Raw genomic sequence first — 19,829 nt, 5'->3', positions numbered from 1 at the left:
CGTCACCCCCTGTACGACTCGAGAACGAGATCGCGATTGACGATGACGCGGATCGGGAATCCCGGCCGGATCGTCAACGTCGGCTGGATATTGAGGCTTCGACGAACGACTTGCTGCCCGGTTTGGTTCAACGAGTCCCCCGCCCCGTGCCGCAGCGCCTGAATGATCGCGCTGTCATTGCTATTCGTGTCGGAGCCGGCACCAAGCTCTGTCCCGACAGCCAGCAGCGTCGACAACGCAGCGGCCTTCAACAGTTTGCCCCAATGATTATCGACTTCGTCCTCAAGGCCTGCGTACCCCGCTGCATCCGCTCCCGGTTGGCGCTCAAGAACGATCGAGCGTCCGTTCGGCATGATCAACCGGGTCCAGACCAGCAGCACGCGCGACTGACCAAACGCGACCTGACTGTCATAGATGCCTATCAAACGGGCTCCCTGGGGGATGAGCCGGAAGCGACCGGTCGGCGTGTCAAAGACATTCTCGGTTACCTGCGCCGTGATCTGGCCTGGCAGGTCCGATCGTATCCCGGTGATCAGGGCTCCCGGAATGACCGTCCCGGCCTGCACGATATAGGGTGAAGCCGGCGTCGTGATGCGGTCAGCGCTGACCGTACGACGGTCCACGGATGCATTCACGAAGGCAAGCTTGCGGTCCTGCCCGTTCTGCACAAATCCGTCTTCACCAGTGCTCGTCGCGTTCGGTGACGTGACGCGCTCGCTTCCAGCAGCCCCGGCGGCCGACGGATGCACTCCTCTTCCGTTGGTCGCAGCGAACAATTGGCTGATGCGGGCTGCCTCGGTCTCCTGGTCCCGGCGCTGCCGTTCCGGATCAGCGCCGATCGCAGGCAACTGCCCTTGAGCTGCAAGGATCGGTCGACCGAGGTCCCCGGGGAGCGGCGGACCAAGCTGCGGGACTGCCTGGTGTGGAACGCCAGCATAGTCCTTCGGCAGCGCAGTAATGCCGTCGGCAACACTGTGATGGTCGGTGCTGTAAAGCTCATCGGGCGCCTGGTTTCGGGGACGGCTGGACTGGAGCGACCACAACACGGCTCCGCCGATGGCGAGCAACACGACAGCGGTCCCTCCGGCCAGGGTTTTCCGCGACAACCGGGTGACCCGCGGATACTCTGCTCTCAAGCGCAAATTCCCGGACTGATCGTCCTGTATCTGCGGCGGGTCGCCTTGCTCGCGATCGTTTCCATGCCGGGTGTTCATGACGACGGCCTCCCGTCAGTCCTGACAATCCTGACCTTCTGCTGATGCTCACCTCCGAGCCGGAGTTCGGCGGCTGCAAACAGTCGATCCACGATCAACACGTTACCCCAAGCGCGATAGTTGACGAGTTCGGTCTTGCCATCCGGGCCGATGACAAAGAGCGGTGGCATCTCGCCTTGCACGATGCCTTGCGGGAATTCGACATAGACCTTGCGGCCATCGTCATATACGGCGAGCGGCCGCCAGGGAGGCCTGTCCCCTTCGATGGCATAGCGGGAGATGCGCTGCGCCGGTTCCGGAAGAACGGGCTTCAGAGCGACTGAACGGGATCGATCACGTGCTGTTTCCGGATAGTACCAGGCGACCGATGGCATGTACGGCCGCTCGCGGGAGCGGAGCTCGATCAGGTACGTGCGCCGATCGGTGTTGACCACAAGGTTGGTCTCGATCGATGCGCGGGTCGGCTTGACCAGGACATGGACGCGTCGCGTATCGCCGCTGCCGCTCTCGGTATCGCCCACGACCCAGCGTATGGTATCTCCGGCCGCGATGGGCCCTGACCCCGTCAACTGCTCTCCCTCCTCGAGCGCAATATCGGTGATCTGCCCCGGTGCGGCATAAACCTGATAGAGCGCCCCGGGACTGTAGGCGTAGATTTGCGCTGCGTTGAAATACCCCCTCTTGCGCGGCTCAACTCGCGCAGCGCTGTTTGCGGTCTCAACCCGGCTCACGGGTTCGGCGTCTTCCTTTCCTCCCGTCTTGCCGCCCAGAGCCGGCTTCCAGAGCGGTGGAACGTGAAGCGGCCGCTGTCTGTCGTCGAGCGCGACTGGAGGCGCCGGCAAAGGAGGAACATCAGCGTCATAGCTGATCTCCGGCGGAATGTAGGTCGCGCACCCGCCAAGCACTGACGAACAAAGCAGGAGAGCGTGCAGACATGCTCGCTTCGTGGTCATAGAATTGAGCCGGCCTTGCGCGAAGGGATGCTTCGAATGAACGTGAGATGGCGTGTTGGTCACTGGCTCAACTCCTTCGACCAGTTGATGGCGCGGACGTAGACGCCAAGGGGATTCTTGCGCAGCCGTTCGGCATCGCGCGGCGTTTCGATTACGATGGTGAGAATGGCAGTCCAGCGCTCGGTCGAACCGAGCGAGCCGTTGTCGTAGGTTCGCTGGGTCCACGCGACGCGGAAGCTCTCTGAAGACGCGCGTATGACGCTCGATACGTCGACGGAGATTTGCGCCTTGCCCAGCCTGGCAAAGGGGTCATTGTTGCGCGCATAGTCGTTGAGCGCGGCGGCGCCGCGATCGGTCGTAAAATCATAGGCCCGGAGCCAGTTCTGGCGCAGAACAATGCCGTCGGCCGGCAGGCCTCTGACATCCTCGATGAAGCGCGCCAGATGCCAGGCGATCTGCGGATCAGTGGGTTGATAGTCGAAGCTGGCTGGCGCGACCCTCTGGGCCTGGCCGAGATGGTCGACCTCGACAACCCAGGGCGTGATCGAGCCCTGGCTCGACTGCCAGACAAGGCCACCTGCGAGGCCGGCTGATAGCATCAAGCAGCCAAAGGCCATCAGGCGCCAGTTTTTGGCCTGCATGCGCGCTGATCCAATGCGTTCGTCCCAGACCTGCGCTGCTTTCTGATACGGTGTGACCGGTTCGGGCATGCGCCCGTAATGAACGGATGATCGTTTGAACATCGATGGTTGCCCCTGATATCCAGTGAACGGTTTCAAGTCGTGCTGTCGGCGATCGAGGCGCCGCGGGTTGCGAAAGCGCAGTGGCCTCGTGTCAGCGCTCTCCTTCAGACAAATCGACAGAGGAGCCGCTACCACCAGGATCCCCCGAGCGGACCGCGTGGCTCGCAGTCGAGGCACCATGCCGAACGGCCTCGGCACGCTTCATGCGCCGCGCCCAATCGGGCTGGCCTCCGGCCGAAGTGCTCGCGGCATGCGCGCCAGCTTCCCCGCCTCCGCCGGGCGCAGCCGCGGCACGACGTAACGGACTCATCGCAGCCGAAGCGCCCGCCTCCGCGACGCCAGAAAGGCCACCGCTCCGATACGCGGTGGACGCTCCACTCAAGACGGCACCCCCGCCGCGCACGGCGCCTGCAATTGCACCGCCAGCGAGACCGGCACCGCCGGCGGCGAGCCCCGCGCCCGCTGCGACAATGCCGCCGGCGGCAAGACCAGTTCCAATCGCGGCACCGGCGCCAAGCTGCGGTCCACCGGACACCAGGCCGTTTGCGATGCCCGGACCGAAGATGCCGAGACCCAGCAAGGAGAGCGCAGCAAGGACCAGCGTCATCGCGTCTTCGATGGTGGGCTCTGCGCCGCCGAAACCAGAAGTGAACTGCGAGAACAGGGTCGAGCCGATGCCGACGATGACGGCCAGGACCAGGACCTTGATTCCGGAGGATATGACGTTGCCCAGGACCCGCTCTGCTGCGAAGGCGGTCTTGCCAAACAAACCAAAGGGAATGAGCACGAAGCCGGCAAGCGTCGTGAGCTTGAACTCGACCAGGGTGACGAAGAGCTGGATCGCCAGAATGAAGAAGGCGAGCAGCACCACGACCCACGCGAACAGGAGAACGACGATCTGGATGAAATTCTCGAAGAAGCTGATGTAACCCATCAGGTTGGAGATTAAGTCGAGCAGCGGTCGACCGGCGTCGAGCCCAACCTGGGCGATTTTTCCCGGTCGCAGGAAATCCGATGCAGACAGGCTCGCGCCAGATGCTTTCAGCCCAAGACCGGCAAAGCTCTCGAAGACGACACGCGCCAGGCTGTTCCAGTTGCCGATAAGCCAGTCGATGGAACGAAGTGGGACGGCATCTACGTCGGCCGTCGCAAGGGCGACGATCTGGTCTACGCCGGCAAAGTCGACCACGGCTTCGACAAGGTCTCGGCCGCTGATCTGCAGAAACGGCTTAAACCCCTCATTCGGAAGACCCAGCCTTATACAAAGCACATCGGCCATAAAGGCATCTGGGTCGAACCCAAGCTTCTGGCCGAGATAGAGTACCGCGCGAAGTCGGCCGAGGGAAAGGTCCGCCACCCGTTTTTCCGGGGCCTGCGGGAGGACCTGTGACGGATGCGTTCGATCGCTTCTGGCAGTGGGCGAACAAGCCCCTGGAAAGTCCGCTGACGATTCCGGCCGAGTTGCATCAAGCGGTCATGGAGCTCGGTCCTGAAGACCTACGGTACCGCGCCGCGGTGAACCGAGCCGCAGCGCACGTACCAGATCCCGAACGATGAACGCTCCCACTGGCATTCACTCGGTACCGCGGAGCAAGAACCCGTCACGAACTAACCCCGCGCACGCTGCAGCGCAGCTTCCAGTTGCTCCCTCTCCTTATCCCAGCGCGCGTCTTCGGTTTCTGATCTCTTTTCGAGAGCCTCAACCTCGGCCTGGATGGCGACGGCCCGCTTCGCGTGCTCCTGCTCCGCCTTGTCCAACGCAGCCTGCGCCTTGTCGACCGTCTGCTGACGGCGCTCGCGTTCTTTCTGCCTGGCGGCCTCTTCCCTCGCCCGTTCCTGCGCGCGGCGCCTCTCCTCCCGTTCGTAGGCGAGCGCGGCCTTCCGCTCCGCCGCCTTGTCGACAGGACGCGATGCTGACTTTTTGGCCACAGGGCTCTTCGATTTGGGCGCGGCTTTCGTCGGTCTTCCGCCGCCGCCAAGATCGGTGGGCAGTTCGGCATGCTCGCTGAAAGATCCGTCGGATCCGACCGGGCGCTTGAGAACGACGCCAGGCTTCTTCATGGCCGCAGCGATGACGTCCGGATCGTCAGTTTCCTTCGCCGCGCCCTGGTGGAAGAGATTGCTGTCGGCGCCCCAGGCTTCGAGGGCCGCTTTCATGGAGGGGGCAGCAATCGCCAGATCGAAGAAGCCCAGCGAAGTCTGGTAGGTCTTGAGTTTTCTTGCCATGACACGCTTCCCGCCTGCCGGCGCAATCATTTGATCCGTCGTTCAGTCTACCTCGCGAGCAGGGATTCTTTGAAGCGAGCACATAGCGCGGCCGGTCCGGGAAATTAGTAGCCACCGCGCGGCGTCACCGGATGCTTCACGACAGGCTAGGCCGACTTGCGCTGCGGCTTTGCGGCGGGCTTTTTTGCTGCGCCCTCCTTCGCCGCCTTTTTGCCGGCGATCGGCATCAGCATTTCCTTCTGCCCGGCCGCCGCCTTGCGCGGCTTCCTGGCTGTGTTCTTCGGCACCTCTGTCGGGCCCGTCGCATCTCGTCCAATGCTCTTGCGCAGCGCGTCCATCAGGTCGACGATGTTCTCGCCGCGAGGGCGCGCCTTCGCGGTGATGGGTTTGCCGGCGCGCTTCTGGTTGATGAGATCGATAAGGGCGGTTTCGTACTGGTCTTCGAATTTGTCCGGCTCGAAATGGCCTGCCTTCTGATTGACGATGTGCTTGGCCAGGTCGAGCATATCCTTGGTGACTTTGACGTCCTGGATATCGTCGAAATACTCGTCGGCGGAACGGACTTCGTAGGGATAGCGCAGCAGGGTCCCCATCAATCCCTTGTCCATGGGCTCCAGCGCGATGATGTGTTCGCGATTGGTCAGCACCACGCGACCGATCGCGACCTTGTTCATGTCGCGGAGGGTTTCGCGGATAACGGCGAAAGCGTCGTGCCCGACTTTGCCATCCGGGGTCAGGTAGTAAGGGCGGATCAGGTAGCGCGGATCAATCTCGCTGCGGTCGACGAACTCGTCGATCTCGATCGTACGCGTCGATTCCAGCGCGACGTTCTCGAGCTCCTCCTTCGTCACCTCGATGAATGTGTCGGTGTCGACCTTGTAGCCCTTGACGATGTCCTCATTGTCGACCTCCTCGCCGGTATCGGCGTCCACCTTGGCGTACTTGATGCGGTGGCCGGTCTTTCGGTTGAGCTGGTTGAACGAGACTTTTTCGGATTCCGACGTGGCCGGATAGAGCGCTACCGGACAGGTGACGAGGGAAAGACGCAGGAAGCCTTTCCAGTTAGCGCGGGGGGCCATCGCGGGGAACTCCATTACTGACGCCGGATTCAAGACGAACGGCCGAGCTTGGTTCCGACACGGCGCCCCTCGCAACAGGATGATTTTTTTCACGATGAGGGTCCGAGGGGACTCGACATTTGTTCTTGTTATGTTCTAATTCGGAATGACCGATCGACCCGCGAGCTGGCGCATGCCGACCCCGAAGCAGATGGAAAAGCTGGCCGCTGAAGCTGCCCGTAGACCGGGCCCCTCCACGGCGGCTCCGGATGCGCTACTGCCGGCGGAATATTAGGAATCGGTCCTGAAAGACCCTCGCGCCGACGAGAGCGGAGCCCAGAAGCGGCAGCGGCGTCTTTCCGAGATTCAACGCCACGTGCTGCGCGTGTCTTGCCGCCGCTGCGAGCGGATCGTGGAAATTCAGAAGGCCGATGCTGTCCGATTGTATGGCGAGAACGCGCTTTGGAAGGACGTGGCGCAGCGGTTGCTCGACAACACCTGCCAGCAGCGCACCGGCAGGCATGAAGAAGACGGGTGCTGGCCGGCGTTCGAGACGCCGTAACTTTTCCCGATTGCCGATCCGATCTCTTAGCGCCTGGATATCCGGATGGCCCCGAAGTATCACCCCACGCCCCTGTCGGGCGGCGATCGCAAGGCTCTGGCAAAGGAGCTCGGCAAGGCACGTGCGATGGCCAATATGCTGGCCGCTCAATCGACGGAGATGCGGACCAAGGGCGAGGCCATGATCCAGCAAGCTGACAGGCTGCTTTGCGAAAGCTGGAACGAGCGAATGTGGAGCGACGGCAAGCCTATCGATCCCTCGCCCACCATCGACCAGGCAGTGAGTGGAGGCTTCCCATGGCTTGAGATCAGGTGCACGCGCTGCAAGACGCCGAGCGACGTCGACCTCGCGGCTATGAAGCACCCGCCAACCACCTTCGTGCACGATCTCGCCAGCCGCCTGCGCTGCCGCAAATGCGCCAGGGTGGGCCGGCGTCCATCCGCGACTCTGCTACAATTGACGTGGCAGCCGCGCCACCCTCGAACCGAATCCTGACCGATGTGCAATCTCTATTCGATCACGACAAACCAAGCCGCGATCAGCGCGCTGTTCCGCGTCGTGAACCGATACGTTGGAAATCTGGCGCCGATGCCCGGCGTGTTTCCCGATTACAAAGCACCCATCGTGCGCAACGGAGCCGAGGGCCGCGAGCTCGCTGCGGCACGATGGGGGATGCCATCGTCATCAAAGGCGCTGATGGACGCCACGAAGAAACGAGCCGAGAAGCTGCAGGCCAAGGGCAAGGCAGTGGATTTCAAGGAATTGCTGCGGATGGAGCCCGACGGCGGCACGACTAACATCCGCAACGTGAAGAGCAAGCACTGGACACGATGGCTCGGGACCGAAAATCGCTGCCTGGTGCCATTCAATTCCTTCAGCGAGTTCAATAAAGCCGAGGGCGGTGATATCTGGTTCGCGCTCGACGAGACCCGGCCCCTCGCCTGCTTCGCCGGCATCTGGACCAACTGGACGTCCGTCCGGAAGGTCAAGGAAGGCGAGACTACCAACGACCTCTTCGCGTTCCTCACGACGGAGCCAAACACCGAGGTCGGCGCCATACATCCGAAGGCGATGCCTGTGATCCTGACCAGGTCCGACGACATCGAGACCTGGATGACCGCCCCTGCGGACGAAGCACTGAAGCTCCAGCGCGCGCTTCCGGACGGATCGCTCAGAATCGTTGCCCGCGGCGTCAAAGAAGATCCGACCGAGCCGGTGGCGTGACAGACGAGACCGACCATGACGCTATCCCGACGTCGCCTCACATAGGGCCGGTCCTCTACTCGTCGCGGCAAGCAGAGGCTAATCAACTCGCCTTGGCAAACGCGAAACGTCGACACCAGCGTCTTCAAGGCGCTTGGTTGCTGCCGCCATGACGGCGGCATCGAACCGCTCTCCGTGCCGCAAGACGATCGCCTCGCCGGTGAGCTCCGGCATGTTTCGCTCGATCAGCATCTCGAAGCCGTCGGTGCTCTTGCTAGTCAAGGCCCAGTCACGGAGCGTCTCGATCACGCCGACCCGCGCGACCTTCTGCCGTGTGCGCCCCAGTCGGGTGGTTTTGCCGCGCTCATCGCTGAGCATGTGTTCGAAAGCGTGGATGGTGCGCCAGAAATCATGTTCTACGGTGCCTGCCACCTCCTTCGGGAGAATATCGATCAATCGGCGAAACGCCGCTTCCTCGATTCCTTTATCGTTTCCTTTTTGGGCATTCGCGATCCAGCTGCGCAACTTCCCGGCATCGTCGCAGACAGCAATCAAAGCTAGCATTTTCGCGTAATCCGTCATTCCGAGATCCTCAAGTGAAACTAACGTCACGGTAACAATTCCGAGCAGCCCCCAACAAGCGGCTGTAAACTCAAATGACAAGACTACCTCTGCCCGAAGCTGCGTTAGCGGAAACCGCCACGCCCGTCTCGCTTCACGATCGCAATATTGCCAAGGATCGCGTTGTCTTTAAACGAGTACAGCATCGCCGCATGTTGGGTTCTAAGCCCGAGTAAGGATTTAACCTCGACGGCCAGAGCGAGTTTTTGCCCATCAGGCGAGAGTTGCCCGGACTCGATTTGGCACCTCTTCGTGTTCACAGCTGACGACACCGAAGGAAGGATGGCATCCCAACGATCTCGCACATCCCCGGCGCGGCGCCTGCCGGCAAGAAGCTCCTCAACAGACTGCAGACGGCGTGACTCGTCTGACAGATACTGAAAATGAACGGAGAGCCCCAACAGAGCGCATGTCTTGAGATCATCCGGGTGGGTGGCGGCGCCGCTCCATTGACAGCGCTTCGCCTCAATCGGTGCGCAGAACTTCCCGTAAGCCGATCGTATGCCCTCCTCTTCCAGGAAAACGGCATTGGACAGGCTGCTTGCCACCAACTTCTCAGCCAAGACATGTTTGCCGCTGACTGACGATGTCAAAAGCTCGCTGGGAAGCACACGCTTGCCTGTCACCGCGCAGGGCTGAAGAACATCTGGTGCGACGATTTTTCCAGTTATGGCGCATCGCTCCGCCTCACTCGGTAACAAGGTGCGTTTGGTTTCCTTGCAGCGGACGAATTCCCGGGCGTGTCCACGCTTGCCGGAGACGACTGAGGACGCCTCTTGATCAAGCCGATATGGTTTGTCTGAAACCTCGCTTTTGCCAAGTTGCTCCGAGAGCACATCAGTCTTTGTAAAAGCACATTGCCCAAAATGGGCCGGCTCACCCTTCTTGCCAGTGATGACGCAGGTTTTTAACAACGTCCGGTCGACGACTGCATTCGTGATATCGGACATGCCTCCTTCGTCGACAAGGATAGATTTCCCAGAAAGCGAACAGCGAAGGAGGTGCTCAGGCAAGCCATAACGTCCACTCACCTCCGAGCGAGCCAACCGGTGCTTTAGCGCGCGCACGCCCGACAGTTCACAGGCAGCGAGACAGTCGGCAGGCACCTTCAAACGCGTCAGCGCGCACGGCTCCAGCGCGGGCGCAGTCTCGATCCGACCGTCGGAAGGCGTGATGGCAAGGTCACTCTCATATGAAGCCCCATCAAGCTGGTACCTTACCTTAAGATTTACCCACCGGCTCACCCGGCCATCCAGGGCGACAAGTGCAGTATCAACCTGAGGCGTGAATTCATCTTCCAGCTTCTTTCGCTTGCGAGCATCTTTGCCAGCCGACCTCAGTTCGCCGTCGCGCCGCTCGAGATAGAAGCGATTAAATTCAACGATGTTCGGATCGCGGCAAGCTTCATCCAAGATAAGCCTTGAGTTGAGACCGGTGGCCGCGGGTTGCTGAAGTAGATCTGGCATCGTTTCCAGCGCAGCGGCCGGTTGAGTGTGTTCAACTGGATTGCAAGTGATCGTCACGATGCGCTCGTAACTGTCATGAGCCGTCGTCGCCCGTACTCGGGCAACGGCGTTACCTTCGAACCGACGCTGCGCGCTTTGTATTATCACCTCAAGCTTTGTTCCCTTAAAGTCGGATATCCATTCGTCGACAAGCTCGTCTATCCGCTGCCTCGGTTCATGATCGATATCCTCAACAGCGTGAAGACCGGAAGCCGTGACACGATCGATGAGGCGAAGGAAGGCGGGACTGCCTGGCCTATAGAGCGGCACTCTTGCGTAATCTGAACCAGCATCCTCTTTGAGGCGCACAAGTTCGGGACCACCTTTGCTCGCGATGCGCAGGACACCGGGGGCGACATCACTGATGGTTCCGCCGAGGCTCTTGAAGGCCGCCCGGACGAACGGCTCGATCTCCATGGACGGTTTGATCTTTTCGAGCGTTGGAGTTTGGGGGCCGACATAACCGTAGCCATCCGGAGAGCCCAACGTGTGCTCGATGTTTTCTTTTTCTTCTTCGAGGGTCTTCTTGGCAGCTTCGATGCTGCGGGCAATCCTTTCGGCAGCAGCCTTCATATCGCGCCCGGCGAGCGCCGCAACTACAAGCTCGCGTATTTTTTCGTCGAACCCAGCGCCCTCTTCACCGTCGCCGACGCCAGAGGCCTCAAGCAGGGATTCGATATCACCAATGGCATCTGTTGCCATCTGCAGCTTCGTCATCAGTCGGCCGACGATATATTCCTCAAACGTGCCCGCGAGCATGACGTTATAGATGATCACATTCCTATGCTGAGAGCCGAGGCGTTGGACACGACCGATGCGCTGCTCGACGATCATTGGATTCCAGGGCAGATCAAAATTGATCAGCACATTGGCAATCTGAAGATTGACGCCTTCTGAGCCAGCCTCGGTTGAGACGATGGCACGAATTTCGGGAGGATCGGCCCGGAAACGAGCGATGGTCTCCTGATTTCGTTGACCGGACGATCCGTTAATGATGCCGACCTTCAGGCCGAGCTCCTCTAGAAAGGCTTGAATCGTGGTCTGAGTTTCGCGCCGTCCGGTAAACACGACCATACGCCAACCGGTAGGATTTTCCTGCTTGAGCATCGAAACGAGTTGGCGAAGCCCTTCGAGCTTCGCGCTCGTCTTCATGGGTGTGACGATGGCCTTGACAGTCGCCGCAAGTTGCTGCGGCACCGTCTCGTTGCGGGCCATGGTCTGGAGCTGCGCCATAAGTGCATGCGGACTGCTCGTCAGCGCCTGGAGAATGCTTATTTGTGCGAGCCGGTTTAGCTTCTGGATCGGCTCGGCAATAGCATCGATAAGGGCAAGCTCATCAGCGGACGGTGCGACCTTGTGCAGCTGAATCTTCCGCTCGGGAAAATCCAGATTGGCATCGCCCCGCCGTACGCGCGACATATAGCCATAGACAATCCTTCGAAACTCCTCCCGCGCTTCGGGTTTCAGGACGCGCGCACTATCGCGCTTGTCGTCGATGAAACGGCGGGCGAACATGCCTTCGTTACCGAAGGGGTTTTCGTGACCGCGCGCAACGGTGAGCAAATCGACCAGGGAATAGAGGTCCCAGAGCCGGTTCTGGATCGGCGTAGCCGTCAGCATCAACACATAGCGAAAGCGGCGCTGCTGAAGAGCTCGATGAAAGACTTTTGCGACCTGCGGCGTGGGATCGACACCATAGAGATTGCGAAGCTTATGGGCTTCGTCCAGCACCAGCATGTCGAAGCGGTCGTCCGGAATCTTTTCCAGATGCGACCGCGCCGAATGATAGGTCGTGATGACGGCCCCTACGTCGTCAGGTTCAGCGGAAACAAGCTTGCTTCCGGTGACAACCTCAGCGGGGATATCGAACTTCGTCCCAAGCTCGTCCTTCCACTGAGGGCCGAGCAATTTGGGAGCGACAATCAGGATCCTGGCAACGCGGTTTCGGGCGATAAGCTCGCTCGCAACGAGTCCCGCCGATATGGTTTTGCCGAGACCGACGTCATCCGCGAGCAGGGTAACTGGAAGGCGCCGGCAAAAGGTAATGAGGTTTTGGACCTGGTGATGGAAAGGATCGAGGCGCTCCTTCCAGCGGAATTCCGATTTGAAATCGTCTCGGCTTTCAATGACGATCGGGTCGGTCAGGCCCCATTCGAGTGCAGCCCGATAGACGGAATAGTCTTCTGGCGACTTCGCACGCCGCAAAATCCTAGTCTGTAGCCCCTGCGCCGACGCCATGGCACCCGCCCCCTTTTGCAACCAGAGTGACGCCAGGCTTGGACCACCGCAAGCCCTTCTTTCGCCAAATCTCCCAAAGACTTAGGTGTGCACGCCGCACGGACGCGTCCATCGGTGATAGGCGCGGCCCGAGCCGCCCGCTTGGTAGCGCGCGGACCACTCAGTTTCTGAACCTCGGCCTCGCCTCGACCACGATGAGCGTCGCGCACCCCGTACAGAGGCCCACGGACTGCACAGGTCGCACAAGGGCGAATGCGTAATATTTCAAAACCGGCGCTTAATGCCTTTCCGTATGTCGGCAGTTATTTCGATTGTATGGAAATACCGGAGCCGCACATCCGGTTATCCCGACTACAGCGTGATCGTCTGCGCCAGTTCAAGGTAGCGACAGAACGCATTCGCCAGTTGCATCTGGCGCGGTGTTTTGCATTCGGCCTCAAAGATAGCCGGAGACGCGACCATGATCGCGAGACATTTGGCGCGGGAAATCGCAACATTCAGACGATTGGCGCTGTAGAGAAATTCCATTCCTCGGGGCGCGTCGGCGTACGATGATGTAGCTAGAGAATAAATCGCAATAGCGGCCTCTTGCCCCTGGAATTTGTCGACGGTGCCGACGTGCGCACCGGGAATGCGCTGCTGCACTTCAAAGACCTGCGCGTTGTACGGCGCGATGATGATAATGTCGGAAAGCTCCAGCTCTTTCGTTTTGCCGTCCCTGTCTGTCCACTGCGTTCGTGAAGACAGCAAAGAGGTCACGATCCGCGCAACCGCTTCTGCCTCCTCAATCGAACTGGACTGGTTGCCGGTGTGGGAAACCGGCACGTACCGCAGCCCAGTTCCGAGGAATACCCCAGTGGAGGTTAAGTTCTGCTGCGCGCATTTGAGCACCGCGTGCAGCTTGCTGTCGTAGAACAGCTCTGAATTGAAGGCAGTAATCGCCGGATGCATCCGCCAGGTCGCTTCAAGAAAGAGACCTTGATCGGGAACAATCGTCTGGCGACCGGCGAGGATATGATGAAGCGCCGATACGCCGGTGCCGTCGGGATGCGATCCCTGCATAGGCTGGTCCAGCTGCTGGGGGTCGCCCAGCAGAATGACCTGGGGAGCGGCCTGCGAAACGGCCAGGACGTTGGCTAGCGACATTTGCGCCGCTTCATCGACGAACAGAACGTCCACACTGTTCACCACATCCTCTCGCGCCCAGAAGAATGACGTACCGCCCAGGATAGCGACTTCGCTGGAGCTGATCGCTTCAATGGCCTTAGGATTATCAAGATAAGCACGTACGAGATCGGTCTCAGAGCCTTTGTCAGGGCATCGATGCCCGGCCATGACGGCCTGCCCCGCTGCCAGTGCCACTTCGATCGTCTTATCGACCAGATTGCGGATGACCTTGTGGCTGTTAGCGGTGACACCGACGCGCTTGCCGTCTTTGAGCAGACGACAAATCATGTGCGCCGCGGTGAAGGACTTCCCGGTGCCGGGTGGCCCCTGGATTGGCAGCAGACCGCCTGAAAGCGCAGGAGTGATCCGAAGCGCGCCCTCAAGAGTGCTTTCGTGTTCGATATGCAGCTGCGCAGAACCAAGCCGTGGCGGCAATCGAAGCAGCAGGTCACGTGCAGCCTGGTATTCACCCACACCCTCGATGCCGTGATCAGCCACGTAGGTGCCGAGGCGCAGAAGCGATCCTTGTTGCTCTTTCGTGGGGATGTGCGTGTGCTCGAAAACGGCATCCGGATGGATATCCGTCGTCTTTTTGGACTTCTTGATATCGATCGTGCGATCATCCTGTGAAATGGCGATAACTGACCCGAACTTCTCACCTCCCAGGACATGCAGGTCGGCTTCCTCGCGAATATCTGTGTCTTGCGTGGCAAATCTGTAACGATCTGTGGGAATGCCCTGTTTGCTTCGTTCGACCGTCCTCACGAATTCCAGACTGCCAAGGCCCGCCTTTTCGTCAAGCAGATCTTCGGTCGTCAGCGCCGCCAAGCGGAAATACTCCCACCAGTTTGCTTTCTCTTCCCTCCGGTGCCAGTCGAGCGAATGCGCCAAAATGAATCGACCATGCTGCTCCGGCGTTCGTTCGACAGGGTCGATCGGAACATCGTGCGTTAGCCGCTCAATCAGCCCGTTAATACGCGCTTCATACTCGGCAATATCGTCGCTGGGACCATCGCTGCCAGGTGCAGGCCGCTCAATCGCGGCACCATCTGCAATCGCCTGCGCGCGCAAACGCTCCAACCAGTTCTGCAAGGCCGACGTAGAATCGCAGTCGTCCCGATTATACGCTGCCACAGCTTGGCGTGCCGTCTCATCGATCGATTTGCCGTCGTCCAGTTCCAGACCCGCCTGAATAGCCGCCAGCGCCGCGTTTGCATCCTGGAGCGGCATCACGCGCGTAAACGCGTAAAAGGGTTCCAGCTTCTTGATCGAGTAGCTCTCGACACTTGCCCTGATTGCATTGCGGACGACAGCATAGAGATCCACCATAACTTTGCCGCGCAGGAGATTATCCACCTCGGTCTGCCGCGTGGCATAGCGCCCCATAAGGCGCTTCAACGCGCCAGGTTCGTAGGGCGCGTAGTGATAGACGTGCATCTGCGGAAACTCGGCTCGCCTTGCAATGACGAAGTCAATAAACGTTTGAAAGATTGCCTTCTCGGACGCGCGGTCGAATGCCCACTGCGCTTCGTAATGGTCGCGGCCCACCGCGTCGCGATAGCAATAGCCGAACAAGTATTCGAAACCGCCTTCGCCGATGAACGGGTCTCCCTCGATATCAAAGAAGACGTCGCCCGGAGACGGTGGAGGCAAAAGGTAGAGGCCCGTTCCAGGGATCATATCGAGCAGTTCGTAGCACAAAGTGCCCGTTTCACGCGCTTCGACCTGAACACGCGCCTGCTCCCGTGCCTTGATGTAGCTGGTAACTGACCCCCGCTTCGGCGTCCATGGCAGAGGAACGGGCATTGTAGAGAGCGTCTTTGCTGTCGCGATACCATTGGTGCGCAGCTCGTTCATCTGCAACGTGGACACATTGGCCACCAGACAGAGATGGTCATCTGCGCGCCTGCGCGCGTCGCATTGCGGCTCCCACCGACATACGTCACAATGGGTCTTCGGATCGGGATAGACGGTGTCGGCAATGTCGGTGGCGCCATTCACCGCCGTCTGGGCGGCGCGCTGCGCCTTGCGAAAAAACGCCATATAATCGGCAACACGGAATTGCTGCGGATGAAAGTCAGACCACGGCGCAACGACGTAGACGAACTCCGGCTCTACGCCCTGCATCGCAGCGAGAAGCTGCGCGTAGAGGCATAGCTGCAAGACGGTCCCGCCCTTGGTTTCGCGGGCGAGCTTGGTATCGATAATCTCGTAGGACCACTCCCCAAGATCACTCCGTGCTTCCACTCGCCGCAGAATGTCGGCGCGTCCCACCCAGCCTGCGTCACGCAAAGCTGCCTGGACGATGATTGCATGCCCGGCCTGCATCGCTTCGCGCGTTTGGGTCACGGCATCATCCGTAACGTCGATGCCCTCAATCACGAACGGCTCAAACCCGTTCGCCCTCAGGTGACAGAGGAAGGCCTGTTCGTGTTTCCTGCCGCGCTCGCGCAATATATCCAGGAGCGGATCCCAGCGCGCAGGTTTAGGCAGCAAACCCTGTGCGACCTTAAGATCGACGCTTGTCAAATGCGCGCAATAGAGGTTGCCCACGAGATCGTGGGCACTGAGCACTAAAGCGGTGCCGGCTTTTTGCATGATCCAGGCCCCCTAAATACGCGAAGGCAATCGAACACCTGCCCGCGCTTGGCCACGCCGGTGCCGCTGCAGGTCAACTCCGGCCTGCCTCTCATGAGACGCCCTCTTCAACGACAATCTCATCGCTGTGGCGCCGCACCGTAAATCCCGTGTCGTACGGCAATGAATTTGGAGAGAAGAAAAGCTCATAGCCCATCGACACCAAGTCAGTCTCATTTTCCCGGACCGGATAAAGGAGCAAAACCCCGGTGTGCGCCGACTGGAGAGCCTTGGTTGCTGAGTTCGGCGTCATGGCATTCTTGCTCTTGATTCCGGCAAGAAAGTCCGCGATGTCGCGGTGTCGAGGTTCGCCGAAAACCTGAAAATGGTCACTCTTTCCTCGGCCACGATGCTTTACTGCAAGCTGCGCCACACCATCAATCGAGACAGCTTTTCCGAATGACTTGCTCCGTTGCGGAGCAACAATCAGCCAGTTCGATATCTCATGCTTCTGCTTCGTCAGAAACTCTATTTGAAGATTGACATCCGCAGGTCTGTCTCCGTCCTCTTTGTATTCGGTCTCCACCCATCGGTAAGAATTCAAAAGCTGGATCAGCGACTCGTTCGACGATCTGAAAACGAAGACATCTGTTTCAAACTGCTTACCATCGGAAAGTGATCCACCGAGGGCCATCTGTCCGAGCGCCTCTGCACTCCCAAGCAGAGCGGTAACCACATCGATATTCGCCTTCCGTCTTGTCGGCGTTTCCGGGGTCATCGTCAGCATCGACCGACGGCCGCCGAAATTCTTGTTCTTGATCCTTGCGTTGAACATCTTGTTGCGCGCCGTCGGCGGAAGACTCCCGGAAATCGCAATCAGCGGCGGAATGTCTTTCGGGGTGATGCGTGCAGCTCCCTCAACCCTGATGTATCGTTTGATCTCCTCGCGAAAACGCTCCTCCATCTGGCAAACGTCCTTGAAGAGAGCAACGAGATCTTTGTCACCCTTCTTGCCTTCCTTGACACCGAGGAAAACCCGGACAAGGTCCTGATGACCTGGCCGGAAGCCGAACCAGCGCCCCATCTGCATCAACGTATCGGCTGTGTTGGAAACGCGGCGATAATAGCTGACCGTGAGCCCCTCCACCGTATAGCCCCGCGAGAGCTTGTTTCCACCGATCAGTATTTTCCAGACAGGTCCCGCGCCAAAGTCCGGAGCGTCCTCGGTATCGCTGTTAACGACACGGAATATGCGATTACCCTCTTCAATCTGTCCGATTGCCTGCGCGAGATGTGGCCGAAGCTCGTCGAAGGAAGCAGGAAGCGCCTCTCCATTTCCGATCGCCTGGCTTACCTTCCGGTGGTCCGTCTCCCACAACTTCTCAAGCTCGCGGAGTCCCTTGGGGCTGTTAAAGGCACATTTCAGCCAAAGCTCGTTGACGCGATCTGCCGTCGTCACGTGCGCTCCCTTGCTCGTGGACGTATGCACGAGCATGGTGTGATGGCGGAAGTACTCGCTCTTGTATTGCTGCGGCTTTACTGCGCGCCGAAACAGCTTGACTCCTCCAGCCAGTACATAGCTGCGCAACGCCTTCTGGAGATCATCATCGTCCTGATCAGGAGCAGACTCGATCCGTCGGACGTATGCGATTTCAGGCTGCCCATAATCACCCGGATCCAGATCTTCATACGCAGTTAAAGGATCAAAGAAATCCGAAACACCCATATATCCCGGCGGACGATCCAGCGAGACAATGAAATCCTTCGGATAAAGATCCTCGGGATCGTCAGGATCGACAAGCGCGTTGGCGTACGGCGTCGCCGTATAGCCCACGTACTGTCCGCGCGGGAAAAGCTTGAGAAGCTCAACGATACCCTGATTGGTAGGTGCCCGCTTCTTTCCAGTTGCGCGCGGATCAACCGTATTCAGACCGGCCTGGTCCGACTCGTCATCTATGATGAGGACCGGCAGCTCCGCGAGCGATGTGCTCAGCAGCGCAAGGTCCTTGATCAGGCCGGAAAGGATACCCGCATGCTTTTTGATCACGAGGAGCTTGACAGGCAGAGTATGGAGATTTGACGGATCGTACAGCGGCGCGGCCTTGTTTATCCTTTCGAATTCAAGATTGTCGATCGCTTGTTTCAGTCTTTTCAGATCAATGTCAGGACGCGTCAGTCGCTGCCAGGCATAGTGGCCGCGCTCCACAGGATCGCCATCATGTTCAAGAAATTCATCCCAGTCAGAGGGCGGCTGCTTTATGTAGGTCTCATCATTCTTGAGTAGCTCCTTGCCAAGGAGCTCCTTGTCCAGGCGCCGCTGCGTCTGATTCCGCAGGATGTTCCATGTACCGGCGAGAACGATGATCAGTCGGTATCCGGCGTCCGCCGCGCGCGCCACAACACCGGCAAAATTTGCGGTCTTTCCGCTCTGGACATAACCCATCACCAGCCCGCGCGACGCGTATGCTTTCGACGATTCCGGGTTGCCAAGACATTCGACGATCGCGCGCGTGCTGTTGTCGATGGTCAGGATCGAGACGTCATTCCAGTGACGCTTTTCTCTCAGATACTGAACATATTTGCTCCAGTAATAGTCCCTGATGCCTGGCTTCGGCTCATACCAGTCCTGGTGCTTTTCAGAGACGATCAGAGGCTCTTCGAGGCTGTAGAACGGCAGCAACGCGTCGATGCGGCTTTCGTCCTCGGCGGTAGACCTGAGAAGTTCGTGAATCGCCTTCCGCCGCGCCGCGCTGTTTCGGGGCGTCTGTGTCCAGTCAGCGCTCTTCGCGTTATCCCATGAGCGCAGAAGATTCGAGAACCGAACGCGCGCCGGCTCGTTCGGGTTGCTGGAAAGGAGCAGGTCCAGCATTTTTTCAAGATCCGCCGCGGCGGCACTCTCAAAATCCGGACCAGGCTTTTCGAGGTACGCCCGCAGGGCACGAGGCCTGAGACTCATGGCTCCCAACGCGGTCTCGATCCGTGTAATGAAATCATTCATCGAATATCTACCCTGTCACGATGGAAGCGCCGACTCGAACACGGGGGTGCCGTCCTCGTGCTCGAGACCTTCGACATTTACGTCGTAGCGCAACCCCTCAATTCGGGAAGCAGGTGGTCCCAGCACGGCCTGAATTCCTGGGCGAGTGATCGCAGGAAACGCCGCATCGACATGAATAATCGCAGATGGACGTCTGATCGCAAACAAACGAGAATAGTGGACGCTGTCTTCGGAGCGAAATTCGCACCCCTTCAAGGCTGCGTTGAACTGCTCCAGGCGGGCCACATCACCGGCCAGGAGACCCGTCAACTGTTCTACCTTCCGGGCTAATGAAAATCCGCCCCCCGCGCCAGGTGGCCCGAGGACTGTCGAGACTAGACAGAGCGTGCAGTCCTTCGACGGAACCAGTTGCTCAATGCCATTGATGGTGTGGATCCGCTGCGCTGAAATGGTGGTCTTGACTTCGAACTCGAGCTTGGCGAGGCGAAAGTCATGAGGCTCCGACATCCAGCCAATCCAGCCATCGACGGCGCGCGTTCCGATCTTCTGGATCAGGCGCTCAAGAAACAGGAGCTCCCCGATCAAACCAATCTGTCTCTCAAGCGCGAGCAGAGGCCTTGTCTCCAGCAGATCAGTAAAGCACCTCAGCTCCAGCGTAACAGCCTCCAGGGGAGGACGTTTCTCAACAATGATCCGCTCGGCCACAGCGACTGAAAAGTGATAGAACTGCCGGTATAGAGAGGTGGTAGACGTCGCCACCTCAA

At 59.4% G+C, this 19,829-nt stretch carries 14 protein-coding genes and 1 pseudogene; 4 read left to right on the top strand and 11 right to left on the bottom strand.

Annotation, left to right across the window (positions count from 1 at the left end; genetic code table 11):
• Positions 1-2: 2 nt before the first annotated feature.
• The 4 genes from ACSHT2_RS00075 to trbL form a co-directional block, all read right to left on the bottom strand.
• Entirely contained in the window at positions 3-1,214 is a 1,212-nt protein-coding gene (locus ACSHT2_RS00075; RefSeq protein ID WP_440639772.1) for a TrbI/VirB10 family protein, read from the bottom strand.
• A complete protein-coding gene (gene trbG / locus ACSHT2_RS00070; protein WP_440639770.1) occupies positions 1,211-2,230 on the bottom strand; it encodes a P-type conjugative transfer protein TrbG in 1,020 nt (339 codons plus the stop codon). The genes ACSHT2_RS00075 and trbG overlap by 4 nt, the downstream gene beginning before the upstream one ends.
• Positions 2,227-2,910 carry a conjugal transfer protein TrbF gene (trbF, locus tag ACSHT2_RS00065; protein WP_440639768.1) on the bottom strand — a complete coding sequence of 228 codons (684 nt, stop codon included), beginning with the start codon at positions 2,908-2,910 and terminating at the stop codon, positions 2,227-2,229. Before trbF ends, trbG begins: the two co-directional genes overlap by 4 nt.
• Positions 2,911-3,001: 91 nt before the next feature.
• Positions 3,002-4,180: a P-type conjugative transfer protein TrbL gene (gene trbL, locus ACSHT2_RS00060; protein WP_440643005.1), complete on the bottom strand. Its 1,179-nt coding sequence runs from the start codon at positions 4,178-4,180 to the stop codon at positions 3,002-3,004.
• On the opposite strand from trbL, the gene ACSHT2_RS00055 reads away from it, so the two are divergent.
• Positions 4,073-4,300 (top strand): hypothetical protein, encoded by a 228-nt coding sequence (locus ACSHT2_RS00055; RefSeq protein WP_440643004.1) that lies wholly within the window; start codon positions 4,073-4,075, stop codon positions 4,298-4,300. The genes trbL and ACSHT2_RS00055 overlap by 108 nt on opposite strands.
• Before the next feature lie 218 nt (positions 4,301-4,518).
• Here the strand turns inward: ACSHT2_RS00055 and ACSHT2_RS00050 are convergent, their stop codons facing one another.
• Both ACSHT2_RS00050 and ku read right to left on the bottom strand, forming a co-directional pair.
• Entirely contained in the window at positions 4,519-5,136 is a 618-nt protein-coding gene (locus ACSHT2_RS00050; RefSeq protein ID WP_440639766.1) for a cell envelope biogenesis protein TolA, read from the bottom strand.
• 146 nt (positions 5,137-5,282) lie between these two features.
• The gene (gene ku, locus ACSHT2_RS00045; protein ID WP_440639764.1) at positions 5,283-6,215 is read right to left on the bottom strand and encodes a non-homologous end joining protein Ku; all 933 of its coding nucleotides are present in this window, start codon (positions 6,213-6,215) and stop codon (positions 5,283-5,285) included.
• 145 nt (positions 6,216-6,360) lie between these two features.
• On the opposite strand from ku, the pseudogene ACSHT2_RS00040 reads away from it, so the two are divergent.
• The 3 genes and pseudogenes from ACSHT2_RS00040 to ACSHT2_RS00030 all read left to right on the top strand — a co-directional run bounded on the left by ACSHT2_RS00040 (position 6,361) and on the right by ACSHT2_RS00030 (position 7,980).
• Positions 6,361-6,756: pseudogene (locus ACSHT2_RS00040) on the top strand (hypothetical protein).
• A gap of 45 nt (positions 6,757-6,801) precedes the next feature.
• Positions 6,802-7,251: a hypothetical protein gene (locus ACSHT2_RS00035; protein WP_440639763.1), complete on the top strand. Its 450-nt coding sequence runs from the start codon at positions 6,802-6,804 to the stop codon at positions 7,249-7,251.
• A gap of 3 nt (positions 7,252-7,254) precedes the next feature.
• Positions 7,255-7,980, top strand: coding sequence for an SOS response-associated peptidase (locus ACSHT2_RS00030; RefSeq protein WP_440639762.1), 726 nt, complete (start codon positions 7,255-7,257; stop codon positions 7,978-7,980).
• A 78-nt stretch (positions 7,981-8,058) separates the two neighbouring features.
• Here ACSHT2_RS00030 and ACSHT2_RS00025 read toward each other — a convergent pair whose 3' ends face one another.
• The 5 genes from ACSHT2_RS00025 to ACSHT2_RS00005 all read right to left on the bottom strand — a co-directional run bounded on the left by ACSHT2_RS00025 (position 8,059) and on the right by ACSHT2_RS00005 (position 19,824).
• Complete coding sequence (locus ACSHT2_RS00025) at positions 8,059-8,541, bottom strand: hypothetical protein (protein WP_440639761.1); 483 nt, start codon at positions 8,539-8,541, stop codon at positions 8,059-8,061.
• 104 nt (positions 8,542-8,645) lie between these two features.
• On the bottom strand, positions 8,646-12,323 hold the full coding sequence (locus ACSHT2_RS00020; RefSeq protein ID WP_440639760.1) for a DEAD/DEAH box helicase: 3,678 nt from the start codon (positions 12,321-12,323) through the stop codon (positions 8,646-8,648).
• A gap of 351 nt (positions 12,324-12,674) precedes the next feature.
• Positions 12,675-16,088 carry a TM0106 family RecB-like putative nuclease gene (locus tag ACSHT2_RS00015; RefSeq protein ID WP_440639759.1) on the bottom strand — a complete coding sequence of 1,138 codons (3,414 nt, stop codon included), beginning with the start codon at positions 16,086-16,088 and terminating at the stop codon, positions 12,675-12,677.
• Between the two features lie 91 nt (positions 16,089-16,179).
• Positions 16,180-19,065, bottom strand: coding sequence for a Z1 domain-containing protein (locus ACSHT2_RS00010; RefSeq protein ID WP_440639757.1), 2,886 nt, complete (start codon positions 19,063-19,065; stop codon positions 16,180-16,182).
• Between the two features lie 15 nt (positions 19,066-19,080).
• Positions 19,081-19,824, bottom strand: a complete 744-nt coding sequence (locus tag ACSHT2_RS00005) for a PD-(D/E)XK motif protein (RefSeq protein ID WP_440639755.1) — start codon at positions 19,822-19,824, stop codon at positions 19,081-19,083.
• Positions 19,825-19,829: the final 5 nt, after the last annotated feature.

The organism is Bradyrhizobium sp. PUT101, from assembly GCF_052043945.1.
Classification (GTDB): Bacteria; Pseudomonadota; Alphaproteobacteria; order Rhizobiales; family Xanthobacteraceae; genus Bradyrhizobium.
This window is presented reverse-complemented; position numbering and strand designations above follow the sequence as displayed.

What these genes read in the sequence shown, in the direction of transcription:
- ACSHT2_RS00075 (WP_440639772.1), bottom strand. Translation starts at nt 1,214, where the DNA reads ATGAACACCCGGCATGGAAACGATCGCGAGCAAGGCGACCCGCCGCAG.
- trbF (WP_440639768.1), bottom strand. Translation starts at nt 2,910, where the DNA reads ATGTTCAAACGATCATCCGTTCATTACGGGCGCATGCCCGAACCGGTC.
- ACSHT2_RS00050 (WP_440639766.1), bottom strand. Translation starts at nt 5,136, where the DNA reads ATGGCAAGAAAACTCAAGACCTACCAGACTTCGCTGGGCTTCTTCGAT.
- ku (WP_440639764.1), bottom strand. Translation starts at nt 6,215, where the DNA reads ATGGCCCCCCGCGCTAACTGGAAAGGCTTCCTGCGTCTTTCCCTCGTC.
- ACSHT2_RS00035 (WP_440639763.1), top strand. Translation starts at nt 6,802, where the DNA reads ATGGCCCCGAAGTATCACCCCACGCCCCTGTCGGGCGGCGATCGCAAG.
- ACSHT2_RS00030 (WP_440639762.1), top strand. Translation starts at nt 7,255, where the DNA reads ATGTGCAATCTCTATTCGATCACGACAAACCAAGCCGCGATCAGCGCG.
- ACSHT2_RS00025 (WP_440639761.1), bottom strand. Translation starts at nt 8,541, where the DNA reads ATGACGGATTACGCGAAAATGCTAGCTTTGATTGCTGTCTGCGACGAT.
- ACSHT2_RS00020 (WP_440639760.1), bottom strand. Translation starts at nt 12,323, where the DNA reads ATGGCGTCGGCGCAGGGGCTACAGACTAGGATTTTGCGGCGTGCGAAG.
- ACSHT2_RS00015 (WP_440639759.1), bottom strand. Translation starts at nt 16,088, where the DNA reads ATGCAAAAAGCCGGCACCGCTTTAGTGCTCAGTGCCCACGATCTCGTG.
- ACSHT2_RS00010 (WP_440639757.1), bottom strand. Translation starts at nt 19,065, where the DNA reads ATGAATGATTTCATTACACGGATCGAGACCGCGTTGGGAGCCATGAGT.